At 47.7% G+C, this 26,164-nt stretch carries 28 protein-coding genes and 1 CRISPR repeat array (1 of these 29 running past the window's edge); of the genes, 12 read left to right on the top strand and 16 right to left on the bottom strand.

Annotated features, from left to right (window positions below; genetic code table 11):
* Positions 1 to 2: 2 nt before the first annotated feature.
* Positions 3 to 667 (bottom strand): IS1 family transposase gene (locus HV229_RS05490; protein ID WP_224360164.1). Its coding sequence is split into 2 segments (ribosomal slippage): positions 3 to 451 and positions 451 to 667, totalling 666 coding nucleotides; the frame shifts between segments, so codons are not numbered across the junction.
* A gap of 519 nt (positions 668 to 1,186) precedes the next feature.
* Between HV229_RS05490 and HV229_RS05485 the strand changes: the two genes are divergently transcribed.
* The 8 genes from HV229_RS05485 (at position 1,187) to HV229_RS05455 (ending at position 6,963) form a co-directional block, all read left to right on the top strand.
* Positions 1,187 to 2,173, top strand: a complete 987-nt coding sequence (locus HV229_RS05485) for an ankyrin repeat domain-containing protein (protein ID WP_016246253.1) — start codon at positions 1,187 to 1,189, stop codon at positions 2,171 to 2,173.
* Between the two features lie 356 nt (positions 2,174 to 2,529).
* Positions 2,530 to 2,970, top strand: coding sequence for a hypothetical protein (locus tag HV229_RS05480; RefSeq protein WP_016246254.1), 441 nt, complete (start codon positions 2,530 to 2,532; stop codon positions 2,968 to 2,970).
* Positions 2,971 to 2,985: 15 nt separating this feature from the next.
* On the top strand, positions 2,986 to 3,930 hold the full coding sequence (locus HV229_RS05475; protein ID WP_023294352.1) for an ankyrin repeat domain-containing protein: 945 nt from the start codon (positions 2,986 to 2,988) through the stop codon (positions 3,928 to 3,930).
* Positions 3,931 to 4,106: 176 nt separating this feature from the next.
* Positions 4,107 to 4,511: a hypothetical protein gene (locus tag HV229_RS05470; protein ID WP_001594377.1), complete on the top strand. Its 405-nt coding sequence runs from the start codon at positions 4,107 to 4,109 to the stop codon at positions 4,509 to 4,511.
* Positions 4,508 to 5,719: a relaxase/mobilization nuclease domain-containing protein gene (locus HV229_RS05465; RefSeq protein WP_048228106.1), complete on the top strand. Its 1,212-nt coding sequence runs from the start codon at positions 4,508 to 4,510 to the stop codon at positions 5,717 to 5,719. Before HV229_RS05470 ends, HV229_RS05465 begins: the two co-directional genes overlap by 4 nt.
* Before the next feature lie 188 nt (positions 5,720 to 5,907).
* Complete coding sequence (locus tag HV229_RS26125) at positions 5,908 to 6,180, top strand: hypothetical protein (RefSeq protein ID WP_000377562.1); 273 nt, start codon at positions 5,908 to 5,910, stop codon at positions 6,178 to 6,180.
* Between the two features lie 49 nt (positions 6,181 to 6,229).
* On the top strand, positions 6,230 to 6,616 hold the full coding sequence (locus tag HV229_RS05460; protein WP_023294354.1) for a hypothetical protein: 387 nt from the start codon (positions 6,230 to 6,232) through the stop codon (positions 6,614 to 6,616).
* 26 nt (positions 6,617 to 6,642) lie between these two features.
* Positions 6,643 to 6,963, top strand: a complete 321-nt coding sequence (locus tag HV229_RS05455) for a hypothetical protein (protein ID WP_016239768.1) — start codon at positions 6,643 to 6,645, stop codon at positions 6,961 to 6,963.
* Positions 6,964 to 7,108: 145 nt separating this feature from the next.
* Here HV229_RS05455 and HV229_RS05450 read toward each other — a convergent pair whose 3' ends face one another.
* Complete coding sequence (locus HV229_RS05450; RefSeq protein WP_004114857.1) at positions 7,109 to 7,534, bottom strand: hypothetical protein; 426 nt, start codon at positions 7,532 to 7,534, stop codon at positions 7,109 to 7,111.
* A 983-nt stretch (positions 7,535 to 8,517) separates the two neighbouring features.
* Here HV229_RS05450 and HV229_RS05445 point away from each other — a divergent pair.
* The gene (locus HV229_RS05445) at positions 8,518 to 9,084 is read left to right on the top strand and encodes a helix-turn-helix domain-containing protein (protein ID WP_016239675.1); all 567 of its coding nucleotides are present in this window, start codon (positions 8,518 to 8,520) and stop codon (positions 9,082 to 9,084) included.
* 89 nt (positions 9,085 to 9,173) lie between these two features.
* Here HV229_RS05445 and HV229_RS05440 read toward each other — a convergent pair whose 3' ends face one another.
* Both HV229_RS05440 and HV229_RS05435 read right to left on the bottom strand, forming a co-directional pair.
* Positions 9,174 to 9,749, bottom strand: a complete 576-nt coding sequence (locus HV229_RS05440; RefSeq protein ID WP_004114867.1) for a hypothetical protein — start codon at positions 9,747 to 9,749, stop codon at positions 9,174 to 9,176.
* Between the two features lie 11 nt (positions 9,750 to 9,760).
* Entirely contained in the window at positions 9,761 to 11,215 is a 1,455-nt protein-coding gene (locus HV229_RS05435) for a tyrosine-type recombinase/integrase (RefSeq protein WP_001530776.1), read from the bottom strand.
* Positions 11,216 to 11,374: 159 nt separating this feature from the next.
* On the opposite strand from HV229_RS05435, the gene mutS reads away from it, so the two are divergent.
* Entirely contained in the window at positions 11,375 to 13,942 is a 2,568-nt protein-coding gene (gene mutS, locus HV229_RS05430; protein WP_181547683.1) for a DNA mismatch repair protein MutS, read from the top strand.
* A gap of 79 nt (positions 13,943 to 14,021) precedes the next feature.
* Here mutS and rpoS read toward each other — a convergent pair whose 3' ends face one another.
* Together rpoS and nlpD are read right to left on the bottom strand one after the other, a co-directional pair.
* Complete coding sequence (gene rpoS, locus HV229_RS05425) at positions 14,022 to 15,014, bottom strand: RNA polymerase sigma factor RpoS (RefSeq protein ID WP_000081498.1); 993 nt, start codon at positions 15,012 to 15,014, stop codon at positions 14,022 to 14,024.
* A 62-nt stretch (positions 15,015 to 15,076) separates the two neighbouring features.
* Positions 15,077 to 16,159, bottom strand: a complete 1,083-nt coding sequence (gene nlpD, locus HV229_RS05420; RefSeq protein WP_230330220.1) for a murein hydrolase activator NlpD — start codon at positions 16,157 to 16,159, stop codon at positions 15,077 to 15,079.
* On the opposite strand from nlpD, the gene HV229_RS26240 reads away from it, so the two are divergent.
* Positions 16,062 to 16,289: a hypothetical protein gene (locus HV229_RS26240; RefSeq protein WP_225622947.1), complete on the top strand. Its 228-nt coding sequence runs from the start codon at positions 16,062 to 16,064 to the stop codon at positions 16,287 to 16,289. The two genes, nlpD and HV229_RS26240, sit on opposite strands and share 98 nt — an antisense overlap.
* A gap of 32 nt (positions 16,290 to 16,321) precedes the next feature.
* Here the strand turns inward: HV229_RS26240 and HV229_RS05415 are convergent, their stop codons facing one another.
* The 10 genes from HV229_RS05415 to cysD all read right to left on the bottom strand — a co-directional run bounded on the left by HV229_RS05415 (position 16,322) and on the right by cysD (position 23,786).
* A complete protein-coding gene (locus HV229_RS05415; RefSeq protein WP_003034172.1) occupies positions 16,322 to 16,948 on the bottom strand; it encodes a protein-L-isoaspartate(D-aspartate) O-methyltransferase in 627 nt (208 codons plus the stop codon).
* A complete protein-coding gene (gene surE, locus HV229_RS05410) occupies positions 16,942 to 17,703 on the bottom strand; it encodes a 5'/3'-nucleotidase SurE (RefSeq protein WP_016154207.1) in 762 nt (253 codons plus the stop codon). The genes HV229_RS05415 and surE overlap by 7 nt, the downstream gene beginning before the upstream one ends.
* The gene (truD, locus tag HV229_RS05405; protein WP_016154208.1) at positions 17,684 to 18,733 is read right to left on the bottom strand and encodes a tRNA pseudouridine(13) synthase TruD; all 1,050 of its coding nucleotides are present in this window, start codon (positions 18,731 to 18,733) and stop codon (positions 17,684 to 17,686) included. Before truD ends, surE begins: the two co-directional genes overlap by 20 nt.
* Positions 18,730 to 19,209, bottom strand: coding sequence for a 2-C-methyl-D-erythritol 2,4-cyclodiphosphate synthase (ispF, locus tag HV229_RS05400; protein ID WP_016154209.1), 480 nt, complete (start codon positions 19,207 to 19,209; stop codon positions 18,730 to 18,732). Before ispF ends, truD begins: the two co-directional genes overlap by 4 nt.
* Positions 19,209 to 19,919 carry a 2-C-methyl-D-erythritol 4-phosphate cytidylyltransferase gene (gene ispD / locus HV229_RS05395; protein ID WP_016154210.1) on the bottom strand — a complete coding sequence of 237 codons (711 nt, stop codon included), beginning with the start codon at positions 19,917 to 19,919 and terminating at the stop codon, positions 19,209 to 19,211. The genes ispF and ispD overlap by 1 nt, the downstream gene beginning before the upstream one ends.
* A gap of 18 nt (positions 19,920 to 19,937) precedes the next feature.
* Positions 19,938 to 20,249 carry a cell division protein FtsB gene (ftsB, locus tag HV229_RS05390; protein WP_003034163.1) on the bottom strand — a complete coding sequence of 104 codons (312 nt, stop codon included), beginning with the start codon at positions 20,247 to 20,249 and terminating at the stop codon, positions 19,938 to 19,940.
* A gap of 215 nt (positions 20,250 to 20,464) precedes the next feature.
* Complete coding sequence (locus tag HV229_RS05385) at positions 20,465 to 20,788, bottom strand: DUF3561 family protein (RefSeq protein WP_016154211.1); 324 nt, start codon at positions 20,786 to 20,788, stop codon at positions 20,465 to 20,467.
* A gap of 47 nt (positions 20,789 to 20,835) precedes the next feature.
* Positions 20,836 to 21,441, bottom strand: a complete 606-nt coding sequence (gene cysC / locus HV229_RS05380; RefSeq protein ID WP_019077557.1) for an adenylyl-sulfate kinase — start codon at positions 21,439 to 21,441, stop codon at positions 20,836 to 20,838.
* Positions 21,441 to 22,868 carry a sulfate adenylyltransferase subunit CysN gene (gene cysN, locus HV229_RS05375; protein ID WP_049040376.1) on the bottom strand — a complete coding sequence of 476 codons (1,428 nt, stop codon included), beginning with the start codon at positions 22,866 to 22,868 and terminating at the stop codon, positions 21,441 to 21,443. The genes cysC and cysN overlap by 1 nt, the downstream gene beginning before the upstream one ends.
* Before the next feature lie 9 nt (positions 22,869 to 22,877).
* Positions 22,878 to 23,786 (bottom strand): sulfate adenylyltransferase subunit CysD, encoded by a 909-nt coding sequence (gene cysD / locus HV229_RS05370; RefSeq protein ID WP_096755915.1) that lies wholly within the window; start codon positions 23,784 to 23,786, stop codon positions 22,878 to 22,880.
* A 254-nt stretch (positions 23,787 to 24,040) separates the two neighbouring features.
* Here cysD and HV229_RS05365 point away from each other — a divergent pair, with 254 nt between their 5' ends.
* Complete coding sequence (locus tag HV229_RS05365) at positions 24,041 to 25,087, top strand: aminopeptidase (RefSeq protein ID WP_019077559.1); 1,047 nt, start codon at positions 24,041 to 24,043, stop codon at positions 25,085 to 25,087.
* A gap of 34 nt (positions 25,088 to 25,121) precedes the next feature.
* Positions 25,122 to 26,164: a CRISPR direct-repeat array (repeat unit 29 nt; unit sequence CGGTTTATCCCCGCTGGCGCGGGGAACAC) (it continues 633 nt past the right edge of the window).

The raw sequence follows: 26,164 nt of genomic DNA, 5'->3' as shown, positions 1-26,164 counted from the left end.
ACTTATTGATAGTGTTTTATGTTCAGATAATGCCCGATTACTTTGTCATGCAGCTCCACCGATTTTGAGAACGACAGCGACTTCCGTCCCAGCCGTGCCAGATGCTGCCTCAGATTCAGGTTATGCCGCTCAATTCGCTGCGTATATCGCTTGCTGATTACATGCAGCTTTCCCTTCAGGCGGGATTCATACAGCGGCCAGCCATCCGTCATCCATATCACCACGTCAAAGGGTGACAGCAGGCTCATAAGACGCTCCAGCGTCGCTATAGTGCGTTCACCGAATACGTGCGCAACAACCGTCTTCCAGAGCCTGTCATACGCGTAAAACAGCCAGCGCTGGCGCGATTTAGCCCCGACGTAGCCCCACTGTTCGTCCATTTCCGCGCAGACGATGATGTCACTGCCCGGCTGTATGCGCGAGGTTACCGACTGCGGCCTGAGTTTTTTAAGTGACGTAAAATCGTGTTGAGGCCAACGCCATTCATGGCCATATCAATGATTTTCTGGTGCGTACCGGGTTGAGAAGCGGTGTAAGTGAACTGCAGTTGCCATGTTTTACGGCAGTGAGAGCAGAGATAGCGCTGATGTCCGGCAGTACTTTTACCGTTACGCACCACCCCGTCAGTAGCTGAACAGGAGGGACAGCTGATATAAACAGAAGCCACTGGAGCACCTCAAAAACACCATCATACACTAAATCAGTAAGTTGGCAGCATCACCCCTTCCTGGCTGTTGAAAAAGACTACGCTGCTTAAATTTTAAATGAGCATCCTCAAGCCGAATAACTTAAAGGATGCTCTTCAAATTTTTATAAGAATTATCAACAGCAAAAAACCTCATAAAAAACACTACTCATTTAATTTCCAAAATTAAGATGAACATTAATAACCACCATTATATTACATGATCTTTTCCATATCCTATAGCATTACTCTCTATAGTATTAATATCTGAGCCTCTAATTATCTCCTTTATACAGATTAGCTCCAATATGGATAAATATTCTTGTGAAAATGGTTAATCCACATCACATAGGATAACCTTAACGTCCCTATGTTCCATTAAGTTAAGAATAACCTTAAGCAAACCAAATCAGATACCCCCTAATAAAACAAAAATAAATTTGAATACCGTAAAATCTGGTGTCATTAATATCTTGAAAACAACAAAAAAGGAGATAAACAATGATATCAAGAGAAAATAATAAAAATAACCTATTCCGTGTAAAGTCTAAAAATGGTGTCCTTCGTTGCCTTAAGGCTGGCATGGATATAAATATGTGCAATAGTAAAGGTCAAACTGCTCTTTTTACCTGTAATGTACCTGAAGCTATACAGGCAATGATTGACGCTGACATTGACATTCACCACTTGGATAATGACGGTAATAATGCATTATTCTATGCTCAAAATGTTGAAACAGTGGAACTTCTTGTCAGCAATGGTATTAATGTTAACCACCGGAATAAGTCAGGCACCCTTGCGATTCAACATATTGATGTTTCACCAGGGTTAGTAAAATATCTTATCAAAGCAGGACTAGATATCCATACCAAAGATAGCTATGGCAATTCCTTTCTTTTCATTCCATTTGAAGGATATGTGTACGATGCACTAATTGAGGCTGGTTGCGACATTAATCATAAAAATATAAGTGGACAGACAGCATTCGATCACTGGCAGTCAGAAAATAATAGCATAGTTGGTAAATATACGCACTGGGAATCTAAAAATGATAACTACATGCGCTTCCTTATCCGTAATATTCACCTTACAAATAGTTCAAAAATTGTATTCAAGAACATTACATTTAAATCAATTGAGCTGTTGTCATTGCTTATAAAACAAAAAAATGAATTTGAGATAAGTGATAAATGTATCATAACACCAACAAATGCCGACGCTAAAAAATTAATTTTACAACTAAAGAAGCTGACAGACATTAGTCATGTTTGGTTTTACATAAGCAGTACATATCTACTGACGCACTATGCAGGAAGACTGCTAATTAAATGGTTAATACGTAATGATATAAAAGTTGATATAGAATCGCTAAAAGAACGCTACTTTTATGAAGAAATCCTCCAGGACAAATTACAGAGAGAGCAAAAGGTTTTACGAACAACGCTTCAACCAGTTACCTGTAAAGCAATTACAAAAAAAAGATTATGAATTGAATCTGCCTGAACACTCTCCCCTTGGCTTTAACCTTTAGTTAGATAGCCAAGGGGCGCTAACATCATTAATTTAATACAAAGCCCCACATTGCACCTTTGCACTTTGATAAATTTATTTTTTAAAACACCCTCATCGCCAATTCATACTATATCAATCACTACTCTCAAACCAAATCAATCAAATAAAACACAGCACTTTTTGATAAAAATAAAATAACAATGAAAAACAACACCTTATATGAAACATAATAAAAATATAACTATTTAATTAAATAAATATAAAAATATATTTGCATTTTGTTTATTTAATAATATATATTTCCTTTGTTAATTAAATAAAGGAGAACTAAAATGAATAAAACAAAATATCCAAGCCTGACTAACTATCTCGCCAAAACAAAAAAGAACGCAGATCTTTATAGATTATATAATCCACAATTTTCTTTTTTCTGCAAAAGTGACACTCAGGAGCAAAGATTTTATTTCGATTATTTCTCAAGACATATGGTCTCGAAGAGAAATATTTTAACCGTATTCTCTATCTATACATTCACCTCTTATAACATGAACAAAAAAGAGACAATAAAAAATTTCATTCGATTTCTCAAAACGACGAATGAAAGTACATTCCATAATGCTTTTTCATTTCGCGGTGGTAACATTTTGTATGTAAGCAACAAAAACATGTTGAAAGAGATCTCATGGTTTTCACTCGCTCGAATTTACGAAGACATTAAAAAAATAAAGGAATATAAAACCAACCATGACAACTATATCAGATTAGTCGCTTAACAGAGGAGAAAAATTATGAATAACAACGCAATAAATACATTACTCTCTTGTAAAACTCCAAAAGACATTCAGGCTTGCATTAATGCAGGCTCCGATATTAATACACTGGATTCGTTTGGAAGAAATATACTGTTTTACTGTAAAAACCCAAGAATGATTGACACTCTGGTTAAAGCAGGAATAGATTTTAACCATGCTGACAACTATGGTCACAATGTTTTGTTTAACCAGCGAAATCCTCACATACTGAAAAAATTGATTGATTCCGGCGTAGATATACACCACAAAAATGGTCTCGGCCAAACCTGTTTATGCTCGTTAGCTGATAATATATCCTGTTGCAAAACCCTGATCAATGCTGGAATTAATGTCAACAATGTGGATAAATGCGGAAGAACAATACTTTTTTACGTAAAAAATCACTCTATCTTTGATTTGATGGTACAGGCCGGTTGCGATATAAACCACAGAGATAACCAGGGTCACGGTATTTTTGAAATTTGCTATTCATTAGGCGATTTCAAAGCCAAAATGCTCATTCGTCATATTAGTATGAAGGATAGCAGTCCAGTAATTTTCAACTACCTCAACAGCGAAAGTCTGCAGATAATGGATTTGCTTCAGAAGAAAAACCTTAACTTTACTATCTCTGATAACTGCCAGGTTTATCTAAGTGCCAATGAAAATGAAATGAGCTCTTTCTTCAGTGAACTAAAGAAGAAGACAGATATCAGCAACACACATTTTCGCCATATTGTACTGCGAGGTTATGATTTACGCGAGGACATTGAAACCATTAAATGGTTTATCCGCAATGACATCAAAATGGATAAAAAACAACTGGAACAACATATTCGACATGATGAGATTTGTAAATATATAGCAGAACATGAGAAAAAGAAACTTAGCGAAATTATGAAACAAACAATCTCTTTAATGCCAGTAAAACGTAGATTGTAACCTCCGCCCCTCCTCACTGTCATAATGAATTTAATATGAACCCTATTTTTACCCAGAGCAGATTACCTAATTAGCAATCTGCTCCACCTCTCTTATTTATAAATTTCGACACTGCCTTGACTTATTTTACCAATGCGCTAACTGTAGATCATGAACACATTTTAAAAAGGTTAGATATGCATAAAAATGAAAGTAAAGAAGATCTATCAAGAAGCTCAAGAAGAGGTAAATTCCATACAGCAAAATATTCACCTAATGAAGTTCGAACTCACTGCGTCAGCGTTCGGTTAAACGAAGAAGAATTATCTATTCTCGATAGTAAAAGAGGCCCTTATAAAAAAGGGGAATGGCTAAGAATGGCATCCCTCAACAAACTCCCACCGGTATTACCTGAAATCAATCGTGAAGCATGGATTAAACTCGGCAACCTTTCACAGGATTTAAACCGCCTGCTGAATCATCTCGACAGCAAAAGCCCTGACAGCGAACTGACCCGTACAGAACTCTTCGCCCTGCGCAGACAAATCAAAACTCTCAGGGATCACCTTATTCCATCAACCTTTCTGGAGCAAGACCAGTGAAAGGCATGCAGAAAATAAAGCGGGGTAAACAGTTTGCAGGTGTGGTTCTCTATAGCCTTAAGTCAGGATCTCACCACAAAATCACGCCTTATATTATCGGTGGCAACATGACGGGAAGCACTGCTGCTGAACTTATCAGTGAATTTGAAGGCACAAGACTACTGCGCCCCGGTGTCGCCAAACCTGTCTGGCATAATTCGCTTCGCCTGCCAAAGGGAGAAACACTGTCAGTCAGACAATGGGCGGCATTCGCTGACGATTATATGACCCGGATGGGATTCACTGAAACCCATCTTCGCTGCTATATCATGCACGATGATTCGGACGGGCAGCATATCCATATAATAGCTAACAGAATTAACATGGTCGGTGGGAAGCTGTACCTTGGGAAAAATGAAAATCTTATCAGTACCCGGATTATCAGCGAGCTGGAGAAAGTCCACAAACTCACTCAAACCACATCTGCAATCAGTAGTCATAGTCAGGAGAAAAGAAAGCCTTCCCGCAACGAGCTGATGATGGCTGAAAGAACGACAACTCCCTGCCCCAGGTCCACTCTGCAGAGCCTGATTGATAATGCGTTAACCGGCCGCCCTGATTTGCTGACTTTTATCACTATGCTGGAAAAGGAAGGCGTGAACTGTAAACCCAATATCGCCTCAACGGGAAAAATGAACGGCTTTTCATTTCAGTACCAGGGCATTGCCTTTAAAGCGTCTCAGCTTGGAAAAAAGTATGGCTGGTCTTCTCTGCAAACACAGATTGATTTTACACCAGAGCACCTGGCTTTACTGAAAAAAGAGCAACAGCAGACTGTGCCAGTGCCAGTGCCAGTGCCAGTGCCAGTGCCATCATGCGAGCCTGAAGAACAGGCTGCAAACCGGGAAACGATTCTGGAGAAAATCCTTCAGCTTGAAGAAAAAATTCGTCTGGAAAGACAACAGGAAACAGTGGGTGTCATTCAACTCAGGAGCAAACTGCACAATACAGCTCGTCAGATACCCCGCCAGCGTCGTCTGCATTCGTGGCTTGTATTGCTCGGCCATATTGTGGCACTTCTCAGGCGCAGGGGCATGTCTCTGTTACATGCCACTGCACATCCTTTCCACCAAATCCTGCACCTGCATCTTCTGACACCCTGTCATTCCATGACAACAAATCCCATTAAAGAACAATTAGTTAAATACAACCCCCATCCTGCACCATAAGTTAAACAGTCCATACTTTAGTAATAGTCAACAAAATATTGATCGTTTATATAGATCGATAAACTAGTTATGATAGTTACAACCTATCAACCAAGATCCATCGATCGGTACAAGCAATTTTACTAAAGCGGATCATTCATCGAAAATGTTCAAAAATACATCACCTTAAATCAGGCCACGGAGTCATGATGGATAGTAAAACGATTAGCTGCCCCTTCTGCTTTACACAAAGCCCGCACGGCGTGCGGATTTGCAAAGGTTGCCATGCAAAAGTGGCCTATGGTGAAAGTCCGCTCAGTGTGGCATTCCTGTTTCAATTCGTGGCATTCGGTCTCGCCTGGTTAGTATTTTCATTGACCGGTAGCACTCCTGTCTCAGTCATTACATTTTTTGCCAGCGTCATTATTCTTATCTGCATAATTAAAAAGAAATATGCAGACAGAGTTGTTTTTATACGGTGATATTAATTTCGCACCACCGCAAACATAAAAAATTAATATGGGAGAACTTATGAACAGATTCATGATTTCTGTGTTTTTTATTTCTTCTTTACTTATTTCTGGCTGTTCAACATCAGGCAACCAGCATCTAAAAAAAGAAACATCACAAAGTCTGCTGTCGAAAATCATCAAAAATAAAACAACGAAATCAGAAATCATTACCGCATTCGGTCAGCCCGAAACCAAAACTACACTTGATAGTGGCAATGAAGAATGGACTTACTCGATGGACAACAATCAGTTTGATGCCACCACATTCATTCCCGTGATTGGACTGCTGACAGGGGGTTCACAGACGCAGGCCAAAACGCTGGAAATCGAATTTAAAGGCGAAACGGTCAGCAATTGGACGTTCTCTGAAAACAACAGCAAGATGAAAACCGGTCTTATTCAATAACGTACTCTACAGTCTGGGATTATTTTATGAAAACATATGCATTTACCACACTCATTGCGTCCATTTTTTTGCTGAGTGGCTGTACCGGTGAACCGTCTGAGCAGGATATTTACACTGCGATGAATAAGGTCGTGGAGCAGACGAATGCCATCGTTAAATCCATAGCAGGTAAAGATGTCCCGAAAGACGCACTGCGGGAATTAAAATCTGTCAAAAAGCATGACTGCGTGAAAGTATCGGATAAAAGCTATAAATGCAATGTAACAGCTGTTGTCGATAACGAAAAACGCACAGCGGCTGTCACGCTGGTCAAAACGGATGATGGCTGGCAGGTCGTTGATAAGTAAACCCACCTTAAAGCCATCACGACAGGCGGGACGCCAACTGGGTGGCTCCTGCCTTTTTAATACTCGATTATGACCTGCCGGAAACGCCAGCTCCATTTCTCTCCACCATTCAGCATCCCATTCCTTGTACACGCTGCTGCCGCTATCAAAGTCTTTTCCTGATCACTGAGCCTGGCGGAGTATAAGCCAGAGAGCCTGCAATGCGTTTCTTTTCATACTGAGCCAGCAAATCAGCATAAATATGCTCTGCTTCGTCCAGATTGCCTGAAATATAATTCACAAGTGAATTCAGGCAATGCAGCAATGTATTGCTGTTTGCAAGCTTCCTGAGCAGAGTTGTGTTCAGGGTTGAAACGACTCCTGTAAACATCTGCATAATATTATCAACGTGATAACATGAATTGCGATACTGCGCCCGTGAATAAAAATACTTCAGATGATACCCGGCGAAGAGAACATAAAGTTTTTTGTAAAAGACATTGTTATTAACGCTGTTGTGATGATGGGTTATAAATTTATCAACAACATGTATAAACTTTTCCTCCTGAGATAAAACATCAATAGCACTCATAATTTTCTCCATTTTTTGTTTTTATAATTAAGTACTATCATCTTCAAAAATAAAATCAATAGTAATTTAAAAATATTTTTATAAAACAATATTTATTCTATTCTCACTTAAAACAGCTTTCACTGTGGAGATATTGAGTCCTCCAGATTGCATTACTATTTCATATTTCAATTATCTGAGTCATTTCCATATTTCAGATAAAAAAACCACAGGAATTTTTTTGAGAGCGTGCTACGCACTGGCTTACGCCCCGACTACCGATAAATGTTAATTATTTTTACCAAACCGGTGAAAACCATAATTTTGTTTCCCTGGCAGCGCCGCTGAGTGCCCACAGCACTCACTCGCTGAAGCAGAAAGGGTTTTTCCGAAGGGTCCCGGCGTGAGCCGTACTCAGCAAATGGGCAAATCATGTATCTGTGTTCGCTTTCCCGATCAACTCAGCCTCCTGATTTTTTGCGCGAAGCGTATTTGTAATGACAGTTAACCTCAGGTCTATGAACTCGTGCGCGAAGCGTATTTATACTTACAGAAAATACTGTAGTAATGTTCTGAAGCCCAATGGCGCAACACACAGTTGCGCAGGCTTCACTTAAGAAATGATATTATGTAAGAAAAACAATAATAAAAGTGTTTTCATCAGGTACACCAAGGCCTTGAGTATCGTTCTAATGCAAAACTGTGGTTTCTTATTTCTTTATCACTCTTTTATCTTGCAGAACACAATTGAAAATTAACCAATAAAATCAAATAATTAAACAAACCCTGCCGTTATTAATTTCAGAACCAAAAATCATTAATTACATAACAGGTGATGGTGAAATTTAGCACCCCTTGTTTTAAATTTGATAACCAACCATCTCACACTAAATAACAACCGTAAAATCTCAAAAGTAAATACAATTAAATAATGCTACCAATCAAGTTGACAAATAAATTAAATGTGCCATATATGTAATCACAACAATAAAAAAGGAGCCATCATGTCAATCACAAGCGTTGTATTAACTAAAGAACAAAAGTCCATTATTGCAGAAGCATTAGAGGTTATGCCCGAAGATCTGGAAGAAATAAAGATTAAAGCAAATAGCTATAAAAAAACGTCATTCAGAGACGATTTCTCAATGATATTCAAAGGCAATATGGCCACACTCGCCAGGATGGATTTGACGCCCACAGCGTTTAGAATTGTGCTTTATCTCTTCTCAGTAATTGATTATGGAAATATTATCCCTGATTTTTCACAGTCACGTATAGCCAAAGATCTTGGGCTGAATAAATCAAATGTCTCACGCGCATTCAAAGAGTTATTTGAGAGAAAAATACTTATTCGTGACGCCATAGATAACCAAGTATACCTTAATTCAAACTTGTGTGTTAAAGGAATCCCTCGTCGTTTCAATGAAGATCTGATGGATAAATTTAGAAAGTCCAGACTGGAGACAGAAGACTTTGCCAATTCGTTTAACTTTTATCGTGCAGGGAGTAAAACAAAGCCGGTTAAAAACCCCAAAAGAAGATATCCTACAGACGGCATTCCATTTGATTAAAATAATAAATAATGCTGTTGAACAATTTATACTTCCGCAAATGACTATTTCCCAACATAAATTCAATTTTATATTGGGAATGAAATTAATCATAAAATATCATTAAGTATATGACGTTCTTGTTCAATTTCACATGATTTAACCATCCCACTTAGTACACTAACAAAAACGTCATTCCATTTCTGGCGCTCTCTCGAAGCATGCCAGTTCTCAAACAACACTTTCTCAAGAGAGATCCAAATAACTTCTGCGCGAGAGGTATTTAATAGCTCCTTGAATACTTCGTCAGATACAGTAAGGGCATGAGAATAAATTTTATTATCAATAGTCCAGAAAGGCTCTGGCTTGGTAAAATCAGCCAAAGAAGCAAAAGCCAACCCACGGACCTGTGCTGCTTCCATTGTGCTGTTCACTTTATGATTATCCCGCCAGGTTTTTAAATCACCCAACAGATAATTTACGCGTTGATTTCTTGCTTTGCTATCTTCAGCTTGGTATTGGATATAAGCAGGGCCATTACCAGTCTGGCGATAACGAGCCAATGTTTTGACACTTACACCAAGGTAAAGGGCCGAAACTTCAGCACTCAGGGTTGCATCATCTGGCATACTACCAAATAGCCGCCATACTTCAGCATATTCTCTTAAAGTATCGATTGCACTCATTCCCTGTCCCCCTAATTTGTTGGCAATGGTTGATATTTCGCCGAAGCCAAAAGTGTATTATACAACTCAGGTACTGTCATCAGCATATGAAGCTCAATCCGTTGAAGTGCCTCAAAAACTCGCTCGTTATCAGGCTCAGCATATCTTTCAGTAGGGTCCGTGGTATTACGGTGGTTAAGCAATCTTTTCACCACTGCATACGAAGTTAGTTCTTCTGCAACACGGCCAAAAGTTCTTCGCAGATCGTGCATTCCCAGCTTCATTATTCCAGCTTCCTGACAGATATACTCGCGCAAGCTTTTACTGTCAGAATAATGTCCAACCTTGCTTCGTGATGAACGAGCCGGAAAAACCCATTTGCGTTTATCTGCCCGTATTTCGGTATCGTTGACGATATCTCGTCGGTCTTCCAGAATTCGCTTTGTAGCATCACAGATTGGAAGCTCATGGTCGTTACGATTTTTCGTGTCGTAAAAGCGAATAACCCGGTTTTCGAGATCGACATAGCTTGTCGTTCTGACTTCCTCTTCTGTCAGGGCCTCTCGCCAGCACAGTGTTGCTGTCTCTTCTTTCCTGGCTCCTGTCAAAATGGTCAGCAACAGATAATCACAACCCAAACGATTAAAACCTCTCTTATTGTGTAATGCAGCTAGAAACCGTCCCAAAGTATCTTTGGGGGACAATGGATTTCGTACGCCCTTGGCACGATAGCTATCTTCCAGCTCAGATCGTGTTCTGAACTTCTTCTGTACCTTTAAAATTGAAAAAGGATTATAGGACAACGAAGGTTGTCGTTGCTGGGTCTGAGCATTCCCAGCTTCAATCTCGATTGCGTGTTTTACAGCAACATTGGCCCACCTAAAAGTCTGTTCTGCTGCTGTTCTGGCTCTTGAAGCAATCTCGTCAAACTTTCGAAGGATTTCATTACCAGTAAGATCCTTGATTCGAAGGTTTTGCCATTCTTTCAACCGATTCTCAGCTTTGTCTAACACATTGAGAGTGTTTGGTTTAGCAGGTTTGGTTCTGCCAAGTAAGTGACTCCTGTATTGGGCAAAAGCTTCACTCACGGTCAATTCAGCCAGATCGAGTTCCCTTTTAATCTTGTTGGGATTTCTCTTTGTTGCAATCATTGTCTGAACCAACTGCCGAGCTGCCTCACGGGCTTGATCGATACTCGGAAAATCGGACACATTCCCAACCTTTACTTTCAAGACAGAGCTTGGCTTCTTACCCTCACTGACATTACGATCTGAAGAGGCTACTCTTCGCTGGATTACATAGGTTTTTTTCGTCAAACTGACCTTCACACCGAAGCCAACGGGTGAATCTCGATGATCGTCAAAAACTATGTAAGGTTTTTGGTCAGGGTTGGCTTCGAAAACGACTTTTCCAGAGCTACTGAGCTCAGGCTTAACATTAATACTTAACTTGTTGATAATAAAAGCCTGATTGAGAGTTGTTTTCAAAGTATCACCACCATTTGTAACCCAAAGAAGGAGTACAACCAATCTATCACGCTTTGGGCTACAAGTGAGCTACAAATTTATGGGTTTATGTGGGTTTAAAGGGGTTTTACCTGGGGCCATATGAGCACTTGAAAGAATTAAAAAATGAGTAAAATCAATATGAATGAAGACATTGATAAGGACTTCTCTAGCCATACCCCCATGATGCAGCAGTATCTCAAGCTGAAGGCTCAGCACCCGGAAATACTGCTGTTTTACCGCATGGGCGACTTTTACGAACTGTTTTATGACGATGCGAAACGCGCGTCTCAGCTGCTTGATATCTCCCTGACCAAACGCGGCGCATCTGCAGGCGAGCCAATCCCGATGGCAGGCATTCCTCATCATGCGGTAGAAAACTACCTCGCCAAGCTGGTCAATCAGGGTGAGTCCGTTGCTATTTGTGAACAGATTGGCGATCCGGCGACCAGCAAAGGCCCGGTTGAGCGCAAAGTGGTACGTATTGTCACACCAGGCACCATCAGTGATGAAGCGTTGTTGCAGGAACGCCAGGACAACCTGCTGGCCGCCATCTGGCAAGACAGTAAAGGGTACGGCTACGCTACGCTGGATATCAGCTCCGGGCGTTTTCGTGTCAGTGAACCCGCTGACCGCGAAACCATGGCCGCGGAATTGCAGCGCACCAACCCCGCTGAATTGCTGTATGCCGAGGATTTTGCCGAAACCTCGCTGATAGAGGGACGTCGCGGCCTGCGCCGTCGTCCGCTGTGGGAATTTGAAATTGATACCGCCCGTCAGCAGTTAAATCTGCAGTTCGGCACGCGGGATCTGATTGGCTTTGGCGTGGAAAACGCCCCACGCGGATTATGCGCTGCCGGCTGTCTGCTGCAATACGTAAAAGATACCCAACGCACCTCGCTGCCGCATATTCGTTCCATCACCATGGAGCGTCAGCAGGACAGCATCATTATGGACGCCGCCACACGCCGCAATCTGGAAATCACCCAGAACCTGGCGGGCGGGGTGGAAAACACGCTGGCTTCAGTACTCGACTGCACCGTGACACCGATGGGTAGCCGTATGCTCAAGCGCTGGCTGCATATGCCGGTCCGCGACACCAAAATCCTCACCGAGCGCCAACAGACTATCGGCGCGCTGCAGGATACCACCAGCGAATTACAACCCGTGCTGCGCCAGGTAGGCGATCTGGAACGTATTCTGGCGCGTCTGGCCCTGCGTACTGCGCGCCCGCGCGATCTGGCCCGTATGCGTCATGCCTTCCAGCAATTACCCGAACTGCGCGCACAACTGGAAAACGTAGACAGTGCCCCCGTGCAGATGCTGCGCGAGAAAATGGGTGAGTTTACTGAGCTGCGTGAACTGTTGGAACGTGCCGTCGTGGAAGCTCCGCCGGTGCTCGTACGTGACGGCGGCGTCATTGCCCCAGGCTACAATGAAGAGCTTGATGAGTGGCGAGCGCTGGCTGATGGCGCCACGGACTACCTCGATAGACTGGAAATCCGCGAACGCGAACGCACCGGTCTGGACACGCTGAAAGTAGGATTTAACGCCGTGCACGGCTACTACATTCAGATCAGCCGTGGGCAAAGTCATCTGGCACCAATTAACTACGTACGCCGCCAGACATTGAAAAACGCCGAACGCTACATTATTCCGGAACTGAAAGAGTACGAAGACAAAGTTCTGACCTCAAAAGGCAAAGCGCTGGCGCTGGAAAAACAGCTGTATGACGAACTGTTCGACATGCTGCTGCCACACCTGGCTGATTTGCAACAGAGCGCCAGCGCGCTGGCGGAGTTGGACGTGCTGGTCAACCTCGCGGAGCGTGCTTATACCCTGAATTACACCTGTCCGATCTTCACCGATAAACCCGGCATTCGTATTACCGAGGGACGTCATCCGGTGGTTGAACAGGTGCTGACCGAGCCGTTTATCGCCAACCCGCTTAACCTCTCGCCTCAGCGACGGATGCTGATCATCACCGGCCCAAACATGGGGGGTAAAAGTACCTATATGCGCCAGACTGCGTTGATTGCGCTACTGGCCTATATCGGCAGCTACGTTCCGGCACAGAAAGTCGAGATCGGGCCTATCGATCGTATCTTTACCCGCGTGGGCGCGGCGGATGATCTGGCATCGGGTCGTTCCACCTTCATGGTAGAAATGACCGAAACCGCCAACATTCTGCATAACGCCACCGAGAACAGTCTGGTGCTGATGGATGAGATTGGACGCGGTACCTCCACCTACGACGGCCTGTCGCTGGCATGGGCATGCGCAGAAAATCTGGCGAATAAAATCAAAGCATTAACTTTATTTGCGACCCACTACTTCGAACTGACGCAGTTACCGGAGAAGATGGAGGGCGTCGCTAATGTGCATCTGGATGCGTTAGAGCACGGCGATACCATCGCCTTCATGCACAGCGTGCAGGATGGCGCGGCGAGCAAGAGCTATGGTCTGGCAGTCGCTGCCCTGGCTGGCGTACCGAAAGAGGTGATCAAGCGTGCGCGGCAAAAACTGCGCGAACTGGAAAGCATCGCGCCAAATGTTGCCGCAACCCAGGTCGACGGTACGCAGATGTCGCTGCTGTCAGTACCGGAAGAAACGTCACCCGCCGTTGATGCGCTGGAAAATCTCGACCCGGATTCACTAACGCCTCGCCAGGCGCTGGAGTGGATCTACCGGTTGAAAAGTCTGGTGTAGTAAAAAGAACCCGATAGCGGTAGCCCTAAAGAAAAAGGCCAGTCCCAATGAGACTGGCCTTTCTTGATAGAACTTGTGCTTACTCGCGGAAAAGCGCTTCGATATTCAGTCCCTGAGTCTGCAGAATTTCACGCAGACGACGCAGACCTTCAACCTGAATCTGGCGAACACGTTCACGAGTGAGACCAATTTCACGGCCCACATCTTCCAGTGTCGCAGCTTCGTACCCCAGCAGACCAAAACGACGTGCCAGCACTTCACGCTGCTTGGCGTTCAGTTCGAACAGCCATTTGACGATGCTCTGCTTCATATCATCGTCTTGCGTGGTGTCTTCCGGACCGTTTTCCTTTTCATCGGCCAGAATATCCAGCAACGCTTTTTCGGAATCGCCACCCAGCGGGGTGTCTACCGAGGTAATACGCTCGTTGAGTCGGAGCATACGGCTGACGTCATCAACCGGTTTATCCAGTTGTTCAGCAATCTCTTCTGCACTCGGTTCGTGGTCCAGTTTATGCGACAACTCACGCGCGGTACGCAGATAGACGTTCAGCTCTTTTACAATGTGAATCGGCAGTCGGATCGTACGGGTTTGGTTCATAATCGCCCGTTCGATCGTCTGGCGGATCCACCAGGTTGCGTATGTTGAGAAGCGGAACCCACGTTCCGGGTCAAACTTCTCGACGGCACGGATAAGCCCTAAATTGCCCTCTTCAATCAGGTCCAGCAAAGCCAGACCACGATTGCCATAACGACGAGCAATTTTCACCACCAGACGCAGGTTACTTTCAATCATGCGACGGCGAGATGCGACATCTCCACGCAGTGCGCGACGCGCAAAATAAACTTCTTCTTCGGCTGTTAACAGTGGTGAATAACCAATCTCACCAAGGTAAAGCTGAGTCGCGTCCAACACACGCTGTGTGGCCCCCTGCGATAACAGCTCTTCTTCAGCCAGGTCGTTATCACTGGGTTCCTCTTCACTCAAGGCTTTTTCATCAAAAGCCTCTACTCCGTTCTCATCAAATTCCGCATCTTCATTTAAATCATGAACTTTCAGCGTATTCTGACTCATAAAGGTGGCTCCTACCCGTGATCCCTAACGGAACTAGCACGTGAAAGCCTGGTTCCGCCTAATTATCGCTGCGGTAAATAGCGCAGCGGGTTTACGGATTTCCCCTTGTAACGAATTTCAAAATGCAAGCGTGTTGAACTGGTTCCGGTGCTACCCATGGTAGCTATTTTCTGCCCCGCCTTGATTTCTTGTTGTTCCCGGACCAGCATTGTATCGTTATGGGCGTAGGCGCTCAGGTAATCATCGTTATGTTTGATGATAATAAGATTACCGTAACCACGCAGCGCATTACCGGCATAGACGACGCGTCCATCTGCGGTCGCGACAATAGCCTGTCCTTTGCTGCCTGCAATGTCGATCCCTTTATTGCCACCTTCGGTAGCCGCAAAGTTTTCGATCACTTTGCCGTCAGTCGGCCAGCGCCAGGTAGAGATTGGCGAGCTAGTCGACGTTGAGCTTGCAGTTGATTCGGTTGTGCTAACTGCTGGAGCCGTTACAGGCGCTGTGACCACAGTCCCAGCAGGCTTGTTGTTCGGCAACATTTTGTTAGCACTTTGTTCACCTGAATCCTCAGAATACGTAATTGTTGGTTTCGAAGCAACAGCAACGGTGGAATTTTGTGCAGGGTTGGTCACAACTCCTTGCTGTGCTGCATCCGCCTGGGTGATGGCATTGCCACCGGTAATCGGTGCACCAGACGCGTTGCCCACTTGCAGAGTTTGACCGACATTCAGGCCATACGGGGCCGGAACGTTATTGCGTTGTGCGAGGTCACGGAAATCGTTCCCGGTGATCCAGGCAATATAGAAAAGGGTATCGCCTTTCTTAACAGTATAGGTACTGCCGCCCGTGTAGCTACCTTTCGGAATATTCCCATACTTACGATTGTATACAATACGACCGTTTTCCATCTGCACAGGCTGTTGAGCAACAGGCTGGATTTGCGTTGGCTGTGTGGTTGGTTGCTGCACCGACTGGATCTGTGGCGTCTGCTGTACCGTCGACGTCGAGCCCATTTTGGGTGGAGGCGTAATCAGCATGCCAGAACTGGTGTTCGTTGATGCACTACCGTTAACCGAGCTGACCGGCGCTGGTGGATTCGAGGTGTTTGAACAACCTGCCAACCATAGTGAAACCAGTGACAATGCCGCAATGCGGCGAACGGTAAATTTGTGGCTTCCCGCGCTCATTTATCCCCCAGGAAAATTGGTTAAAACCAGTGACGTAATCACCGTGCAAGGCACCGTCACAATACGCTTACTCTTTCGAGAATAACCAGGAAAACTCCAGGTATTCAGCAGCGCTATCTACGCAAGCTCCCCTTTCACTAAGGGAACGAAACGTACGGCCTCCACGGTATCGATAATAAATTCGCCTCCCCGACGACGCACCCGCTTCAGAAACTGGTGCTCATCGCCCACGGGTAAGACGAGAATGCCGCCCTCATCCAGTTGCATCATCAATGCGGTCGGGATCTCGGGCGGCGCTGCCGTTACAATGATAGCGTCAAACGGAGCTCGCGCCTGCCAGCCTTGCCATCCATCACCATGACGGGTCGAAACATTATGTAAATCAAGCTGCTTCAGGCGGCGACGCGCCTGCCATTGCAAACCTTTAATGCGCTCAACGGAGCACACATGATGCACCAGGTGCGCCAGAATCGCCGTCTGGTAGCCAGAGCCAGTACCAATTTCCAGCACCCGAGACTGCGGCGTTAGCTCAAGCAGTTCGGTCATTCGCGCAACCATATAAGGCTGCGAAATCGTCTGCCCCTGACCAATCGGCAGGGCAATATTGTCCCAGGCCTTATGTTCAAACGCCTCATCAATGAATTTTTCACGCGGCACGGCGGCGAGCGCATCGAGAACAAGCTCATCTCTGATGCCCTGCGCACGTAATTGTTCAAGAAGAGTGTGTACGCGTCTGCTTACCATTGCGTGTCGACTCCCACGCTGTCTAACCAGTCAGAAACCACCTCATGCGCGCCATATGCGGTTAAATCGACATGCAGCGGCGTGATAGAAACATAGCCTTCATCGACGGCGGCAAAATCCGTATCCGGCCCGGCGTCGCACTTTTCGCCCGGTGGCCCGATCCAGTACAGCGTATTACCGCGTGGGTCCTGCTGTGGAATAACCTGATCCGCTGGATGGCGACTGCCGCAGCGCGTGACGCGAATACCTTTAATCTGATCCAGCGGTAAATCCGGCACGTTGATATTCAAAATGCGACCGGTGCGCAGCGGTTCACGACTCAGCGCCCGTAAGATACGACAGGTTACTGCGGCAGCAGTATCGTAGTGTTTATGGCCATCAAGTGAGACAGCCAGCGCCGGGAATCCCAGATGACGACCTTCCATTGCCGCCGCAACGGTACCGGAATAGATAACATCATCACCCAGATTAGGACCCGCATTAATACCAGAAACGACAATGTCCGGACGCGGACGCATTAATGCGTTCACGCCCAGATAGACGCAGTCGGTGGGCGTACCCATTTGTACGGCGATATCGCCGTTATCATAGGTAAAGGTGCGAAGTGAGGATTCCAGCGTCAGCGAGTTAGACGCGCCACTGCGGTTACGATCCGGGGCAACCACCTGTACGTCAGCAAACTCACGCAGCGCTTTCGCCAGCGTTTGTATACCGGGTGCGTGGACCCCATCATCGTTACTCAGCAATATACGCATAATCACCCATTGTGTTAATAAGTTCCCTTACAACACTGGTGGCGAAGCTACCTGCCGGTAGCCAGAAGCGTAACTCGACGGTTACGTCATCCCACCAGTTCCAGCTTAATTGTTGTGGATACAGCAACATAGCGCGACGCGACGCGTCGACTTTCTCGCGCAATAACAGAGACTGCAGCGCGGTTTCATCAGCAACAGCGGCTTTTTCAAACGCCAGTGCGTCGCGCTGAGTTCCCCACTCACCGCTGCCCGGTAATGCCGCTGTGATCATCAATTCTTTCTCATCGACGCGACGCTGTAATTCAGTGTGTTCTTCCTGTGTGGCGACAAACCAGCTTCCGCGTCCGGATAATTGTAGCGCATCGCCGTCAACAACTTGATTAAAGTCTGTTTTTTTCAAGCGTTCACTGACTATCTGATTAAACAACGCGCTACGGGCCGCCGACAACCAAAAACTGCGTTTATTGCGATCGCGCACCGGCGCATCGCTTTGTGCCCAGCGCAGCGCCCCTTGCAGGTTGCTACCGCCAATACCAAAACGCTGAGCGCCAAAATAGTTCGGTACGCCGCGTTCGCTAATCGCCTGCAAACGCGCTTCAACGTCATTTCGCTCGCTCACTTCACGCAACACCAGCGTAAATTCGTTGCCTTTCAGCGCCCCTAAACGCAGCTTACGCTTGTGGCGCGCGTACTCCAGCACTTTACAGCCTTCGAGCTCAAATTTGCTTAGATCAGGCATTGCATTGCCCGGTACGCGCGCGCACAACCACTGTTCCGTGACCGCATGCTTATCTTTCTGCCCGGCAAAGCTCACTTCACGCGCGTGAATTTTCAGGAATTTCGCCAGCGCGTCAGCCACAAAACGGGTGTTACAACCGTTCTTCAGGATGCGCACCAAAACATGCTCGCCTTCGCCATCCGGTTCGAAGCCTAAATCTTCGACGACAACAAAGTCTTCCGGATTCGCTTTCAGGACGCCATGGCCCAGTGGTTTGCCATGGAGATACGTCAGATCGTCAAACACAGTCATTTCGGTGCCTTAATGAGTAACGCCACTGCTTCACAGGCAATCCCTTCCCCACGCCCGGTAAAACCGAGTTTTTCCGTGGTGGTCGCTTTCACGTTAACATCATCCATATGGCAGCCGAGATCTTCGGCAATAAACACGCGCATTTGCGGAATGTGCGGCAGCATCTTCGGTGCCTGAGCAATAATTGTCACATCCACATTACCAAGCGTATAGCCTTTGGCCTGAATACGCCGCCAGGCTTCTCGCAATAATTCACGACTATCGGCACCTTTAAAGGTCGGGTCGGTGTCAGGGAAGAGTTTACCGATATCCCCCAGCGCAGCCGCGCCCAGCAGAGCATCGGTTAGCGCGTGTAACGCCACATCGCCATCAGAATGCGCCAGCAATCCTTTTTCATACGGGATGCGCACACCACCAATGATAATTGGGCCTTCTCCGCCAAAAGCGTGTACGTCGAAACCGTGTCCAATTCGCATTATGTCTTCTCCTGGTGGGTAGTCCGGGTCAGATAAAATTCGGCCAACGCCAAATCCTCTGGACGCGTTACTTTAATATTATCAGCCCGTCCTTCAACGAGCTGAGGATGTAAGCCGCAATATTCCAGCGCCGAGGCCTCATCCGTAATGGTTGCGCCTTCGTGGAGCGCACGGGTCAGGCAGTCGTGCAACAGCTCGCGAGGGAAAAACTGCGGCGTCAGCGCGTGCCATAAATCGGTGCGATCGACCGTATGGGCAATGTCTGTTCGGCCCGGCTCCGCGCGCTTCATCGTGTCGCGTACTGGTGCCGCCAGGATCCCGCCGGTGCGGCTGGTCTCACTGATTGCCAGCAAACGGGCTAAATCATCCTGGTGCAGACACGGACGCGCGGCGTCATGCACCAGTACCCAACTGGCCTCACCTGCGGCTTGCAAACCGGCAAGGACAGAATCGGCACGCTCGTTGCCGCCATCCACTACGGTAATTTGCGGATGCGCGGCGAGTGGAAGTTGGGCAAAGCGGCTGTCGCCTGGGCTGATAGCGATAACGACTCGCGTCACCCGGGGATGAGCCAGCAGCGCATCAACCGAGTGTTCAAGAATGGTTTTATTGCCAATAGAGAGGTACTGCTTAGGACACTCTGTTTGCATTCGGCGGCCAAACCCGGCAGCCGGCACCACGGCGCAAACGTCCAATAAAGTGGCTGCCATGTTAAATCCCTGGACGGTTTATCGATTGTTTTGCCCTGCAGTCTGAGCGCGTTTAGACGCGTCAGGCACCAGACGATAAAAAGTTTCGCCCGGCTTAGTCATGCTGAGTTCGTTGCGCGCGCGCTCCTCAATAGCCTCTTGTCCGCCATTGAGATCGTCAATTTCGGCAAAGAGCTGATCGTTACGTGCTTTAAGTTTCGCGTTCGTAGCTTGCTGCGCAGCAACATCATCGTTGACGCGACTATAGTCATGTATGCCGTTCTTACCGAACCACAGCGAATACTGCAGCCAGACCAATAAAGCCAGCAACAGCAGCGTTAGTTTACCCATCCTGCCCCCTGAAAAACGGCATTAACATCCCATAACTTCCGCAGACAACTTTACATCAACGGTCGGGAATGCCGCGACAACGCGGGCAAATGTACCACATTTGCCCGTTGTTACGTATACCCCGTGTAAGGAGAACATAATCTCATTGTTGGTTACGGTTTGAATTATGACCAGAGAGTGAACAACATCAGCGATTGTTAAAAAAAGGCGTTTGCCTAACCTAACAACCACAGAAATAGCGCGCCAAACATCGCCCCAACCACCAGTAGGGTGCAGGTAATACTCAGCAGCAACAGCCCCTTCAATAGGGAGTGCAGCGCAATACCCGCGACAATCGCCACGGGCAGCAATGCGAGGAAAAAGGGCCAGGTATAAATGAAGAAAAAGAGTGTGTTAGGGCCATAAATCAGAAACGGAATCCCCAGCGCCAACAGCCACGCGATAAAACCGACCACAGCACCCGGTAGTGACCAGGTGGTTTCATCGTCGGCGGCGAAGGTATCTGACTCTGTAATAGTAATGTTATGGCTGTTACGCATATCTAATCCTGTGACCGTGACTGACCGGGCATACAAGCTCGGGTGTCTCAGGATCTGATAATATCTTCCTGCCTCAGCAGGTCTAATAATTGGGGTACCAAATTTGTTACCAATTGTTCACCATCAAGGTGAATCTCTGGCGATTCAGGCGCTTCGTATACGGAATCAATTCCGGTGAAATTGCGCAACTCACCCGCCCGCGCTTTTTTATACAGCCCTTTTGGATCGCGTAATTCGCACGTTGCCAGCGGCGTGTCGACAAAAACCTCAATAAAACGCCCTTCGCCAACGCGTTCACGGACCATTTTGCGTTCGGCGCGATGTGGAGAGATAAAGGCGGTCAACACCACAAGACCCGCATCCACCATCAGGTTAGCCACCTCGCCAACCCGACGAATATTCTCCTTACGATCGGCATCGCTAAACCCAAGATCGCTGCACAGGCCGTGGCGCACGTTATCGCCATCCAACAAATAGGTACTCACTCCCAGCTTGTGCAACGCCTCTTCCAGCGCCCCTGCTACCGTTGATTTACCGGAACCAGACAGCCCGGTAAACCACAGCACAACACCACGATGACCGTGGCGTTGTTCCCGCTGTTGCGGTGTAACAGGATGGGCATGCCAGACGACGTTTTCGTCATGCAGCGCCATTATTTTCCTCCCAGCAGATCGCGCGCGCCCCAGTGCGGGAAATGGCGACGCACTAACGCATTAAGCTCCAGCTCAAACGCGCTGAACTGAGAAGCCGCGGCGTGATCCTGGACGATTGGCTCACGTACCAGCCCCGCGCCAACGGTAACGTTGGTCAGGCGGTCAATGATAATCAGCCCGCCCGTAACCGGATTCTGCTGATAGGTATCCAGCACCAGCGGCTCATCAAAAGTCAGATTAACCAGACCGATGCCGTTTAGCGGCAACGCTTCAACATCACGTTGGGTCAGGTTATTAATATCAATCTGGTACTGCACGTTATCAACGCGTGCGCGGGTCTTCTTACCGGCGACTTTGATGTCGTAGCTCTGCCCAGGCGACAACGGTTGTTCCGCCATCCACACCACATCAACGGCAGCGCTTTGTACCGCAGGTAACGCTTCACCGGCATCAAGCAGCAGGTCGCCCCGGCTGATATCGATCTCATCTTTCAATACCAGGGTGATCGCTTCACCCGCATGCGCTTCCTGTAAATCGCCATCAAAGGTTACGATTCGCGCCACGCTCGACTCAACGCCGGATGGCAGCACTTTGACACGTTGCCCTACCTTCACACTACCGGAGGCCAGCGTCCCGGCATAACCACGAAAATCCAGATTCGGTCGGTTCACATACTGCACCGGGAAGCGCATCGGCTGAGTATCAACTATGCGCTGGATCTCAACGGTTTCCAGTACTTCCAGTAGCGTCGGACCGCTGTACCACGACATGCTGGCGCTTTGTGAAGCCACGTTGTCGCCTTCCAGCGCAGAGAGCGGCACAAACCGGATATCCAGGTTGCCCGGCAACTGTTCAGCAAAAGTAAGATAGTCTTCGCGAATGCGGTTAAATGTCTCTTCGCTAAAGTTCACCAGATCCATTTTGTTGATCGCCACCACCAGGTGTTTGATCCCAAGTAGAGTGGAGATAAAGCTGTGACGACGGGTCTGATCCAGCACGCCTTTACGCGCATCGATCAGCAGGATCGCCAGGTCGCAAGTCGACGCACCGGTCGCCATGTTGCGGGTGTATTGCTCATGACCGGGAGTATCCGCAATAATAAATTTACGCTTCTCGGTAGAGAAATAACGGTAAGCCACGTCGATGGTGATGCCCTGCTCGCGCTCGGCTTGCAAGCCGTCAACCAATAACGCCAGATCGAGCTTTTCGCCCTGAGTACCGTGACGTTTACTGTCGTTGTGCAGCGATGAAAGCTGGTCTTCATAAATCTGACGCGTGTCGTGCAGCAGGCGACCAATCAGGGTGCTTTTCCCGTCATCCACGCTACCGCAGGTTAAAAAACGCAGCAGGCTTTTGTGTTGCTGGGCGACCATCCAGGCTTCAACGCCGCCTTCATTAGCAATTTGTTGTGCAAGTGTCGTGTTCATGGCGGCTCCTTAGAAATACCCCTGACGTTTCTTCAGCTCCATGGAGCCCGCCTGGTCGCGGTCAATCACGCGGCCCTGACGTTCACTGGTGGTTGAGACCAGCATCTCTTCGATGATTTCAGGCAGCGTCTGCGCATTCGACTCCACCGCGCCTGTTAACGGCCAGCAGCCGAGCGTACGGAAACGCACCATGCGTTTTTTAATCACTTCGCCCGGTTGCAGATCGATTCTGTCGTCATCAATCATCATCAGCATGCCGTCGCGTTCCAGCACCGGACGCTCCGCCGCCAGGTACAGCGGCACGATGTCGATATTTTCCAGCCAGATGTACTGCCAGATATCCTGTTCAGTCCAGTTGGAGAGCGGGAATACGCGAATGCTTTCGCCTTTGTTAATCTGTCCGTTGTAGTTATGCCACAGTTCCGGACGCTGATTTTTAGGGTCCCAGCGATGAAAACGATCGCGGAAAGAATAAATGCGCTCCTTGGCACGCGATTTCTCTTCGTCACGACGAGCGCCACCGAACGCGGCGTCGAAACCGTATTTGTTCAACGCCTGCTTCAACCCTTCGGTTTTCATAATATCGGTATGCTTGGCGCTACCGTGAACAAACGGGTTGATGCCCATCGCCACCCCTTCCGGGTTTTTATGCACCAGCAGTTCACAACCGTAGGTTTTCGCCGTGCGGTCACGAAACTCGTACATCTCGCTGAATTTCCAGCCAGTATCAACGTGCAGCAGAGGGAACGGTAACGTGCCAGGATAAAATGCTTTACGCGCCAGATGCAGCATTACGCTGGAATCTTTGCCGATGGAATACATCATCACCGGATTCGAAAACTCGGCGGCCACCTCACGAATAATATGGATGCTTTCCGCTTCCAGTTGCCGCAGGTGGGTAAGTCGTTTTTGATCCATAACCGTTCCTATGTAATGCCGTTATTTTGCTAACGATGCTCAGATAACCTGACTATAGGGAGGGCAAGAGGGCGAATGAAATTACGAATTGGAATGAGTAGTTCCTCAAAGGAATAACGATCCGGAAAAGCAAATATCAAAAAGTGCTTAAGCTACCGAATTTAGGGCATTTAGGAGCAAATGAAATTGTTTTACCTCGATCACGGTTTCATACTAGCGGCTAAAAATTTCTGCTTGGTATTTAAGGACTCATTATGTTTTCCGCAACGCGCCCCCTTCTTGCAATCCTGGCGCTCGGCGCGTGCTTTATCCTTCCCGCACAGGCAACATCTTCCAAACCTGGAGATATCGCAAATACCCAGGCTCGATATATCGCAACGTTTTTCCCAGGCCGCGTAACGGGCTCTCCGGCAGAAATGTTGTCTGCTGATTATATTCGTCAGCAATTTCAGCAGATGGGCTACAGCAGTGATATTCGAACGTTTAATAGCCGTTATGTTTATACCGCCAAAAATAACCGTAAAAACTGGCATAACGTCACGGGGAGTACCGTTATTGCCGCACATGAGGGTAAAGCGCCACAGCAGATTATTATCATGGCGCACCTCGACACCTACGCCGCACAGAGCGACGCCGATTCCGATGCCAATCTGGGTGGATTGACCCTGCAAGGTATTGATGACAACGCCGCAGGACTTGGCGTGATGCTGGAACTGGCGGAAAAACTCAAAGACGTGCCGACGCAGTACGGCATTCGATTTATCGCCACCAGCGGCGAGGAAGAAGGCAAACTGGGCGCGGAGAACATCCTGAAGCGAATGAGCGCCGCCGAGAAGAAAAATACGCTGCTGGTTATCAACCTCGATAACCTGATCGTCGGCGATAAGCTCTATTTCAATAGCGGTAAGAAAACCCCGGAAGCGGTGCGAAAATTGACGCGTGACCGGGCGCTGGCCATCGCGCACAGCCGCGGTATCGTAGCCAGCACCAATCCGGGACTGAACAAAAACTATCCGAAAGGTACTGGATGTTGTAACGATGCAGAGGTCTTCGACGATGCGGGCATTGCCGTGCTCTCCGTTGAAGCAACCAACTGGAGTCTGGGCAAGAAAGATGGCTATCAACAGCGCGCCAAAAGCGCCTCGTTCCCGGCAGGCAACAGCTGGCACGATGTGCGACTGGATAACCAGCAGCATATCGATAAAGCCTTACCGGGCAGGATAGAGCACCGTAGCCGCGACGTGGTACGCATTATGCTCCCGCTGGTGAAAGAACTGGCAAAAGCGGGAAAATCCTCGTAACCCATCCAGCCACATAATATTTCTGCTTTCAAAGTGGATTATCCCCGCTGGCGCGGGGAACACATAAAAATAGCTTTACATGATACCATTGGTATCGGTTTATCCCCGCTGGCGCAGGGAACACTGAATGACTGGAACCAGTTTTTAACATCAGTCCGGTTTATCCCCGCTGGCGCGGGGAACACCAGCATATTCATCGCCAGATAATCGATATAGCCGGTTTACCCCCGCTGGCGCGGGGAACACATGAATGCCACGACTAGCCAGATTCATGACGACGGTTTATCCCCGCTGGCGCGGGGAACACGTTGTGTTCTGCGTTGGCGAGGGGTCATCATGCGGTTTATCCCCGCTGGCGCGGGGAACACGGGCATGGACTCTGTAGCGCTGCCTGGCCTGGCGGTTTATCCCCGCTGGCGCGGGGAACACATTTCCGATGCAAGCCAATTAAAGTTGGTGAACGGTTTATCCCCGCTGGCGCGGGGAACACGAGCGGGGATTGTGGTAAACATAATTTGCGATCGGTTTATCCCCGCTGGCGCGGGGAACACTATTGGATAGCCTCGATGATGCGCTCGGGGTACGGTTTATCCCCGCTGGCGCGGGGAACACAACATGCCCTCCACCTGACGGGCGTCCGCCGTCGGTTTATCCCCGCTGGCGCGGGGAACACATTTGCTGCGGTACTCCACGCGCTGGCGCGAACGGTTTATCCCCGCTGGCGCGGGGAACACTGGCGACGTTTAACGCAGTGTCACTAATGGCGCGGTTTATCCCCGCTGGCGCGGGGAACACTGCTCAGCCAGCGCAACACGCGCCTGTTTATCCGGTTTATCCCCGCTGGCGCGGGGAACACTTCCGCGCCGAGGTAAATATAGGCGTTCTGCTCGGTTTATCCCCGCTGGCGCGGGGAACACACAGCCTTTATACGAAGCAAATGTATCAGCACCGGTTTATCCCCGCTGGCGCGGGGAACACGGCTGTTTATGTTGTAACGGGGAAATTAGGCTCGGTTTATCCCCGCTGGCGCGGGGAACACATTTTCCCTATCCGGCAAAATTACCGTAAAAACGGTTT

The organism is Citrobacter sp. RHBSTW-00524, from assembly GCF_013747755.1.
GTDB classification, from domain to species: Bacteria; Pseudomonadota; Gammaproteobacteria; order Enterobacterales; family Enterobacteriaceae; genus Citrobacter; species Citrobacter braakii.
This window is presented reverse-complemented; position numbering and strand designations above follow the sequence as displayed.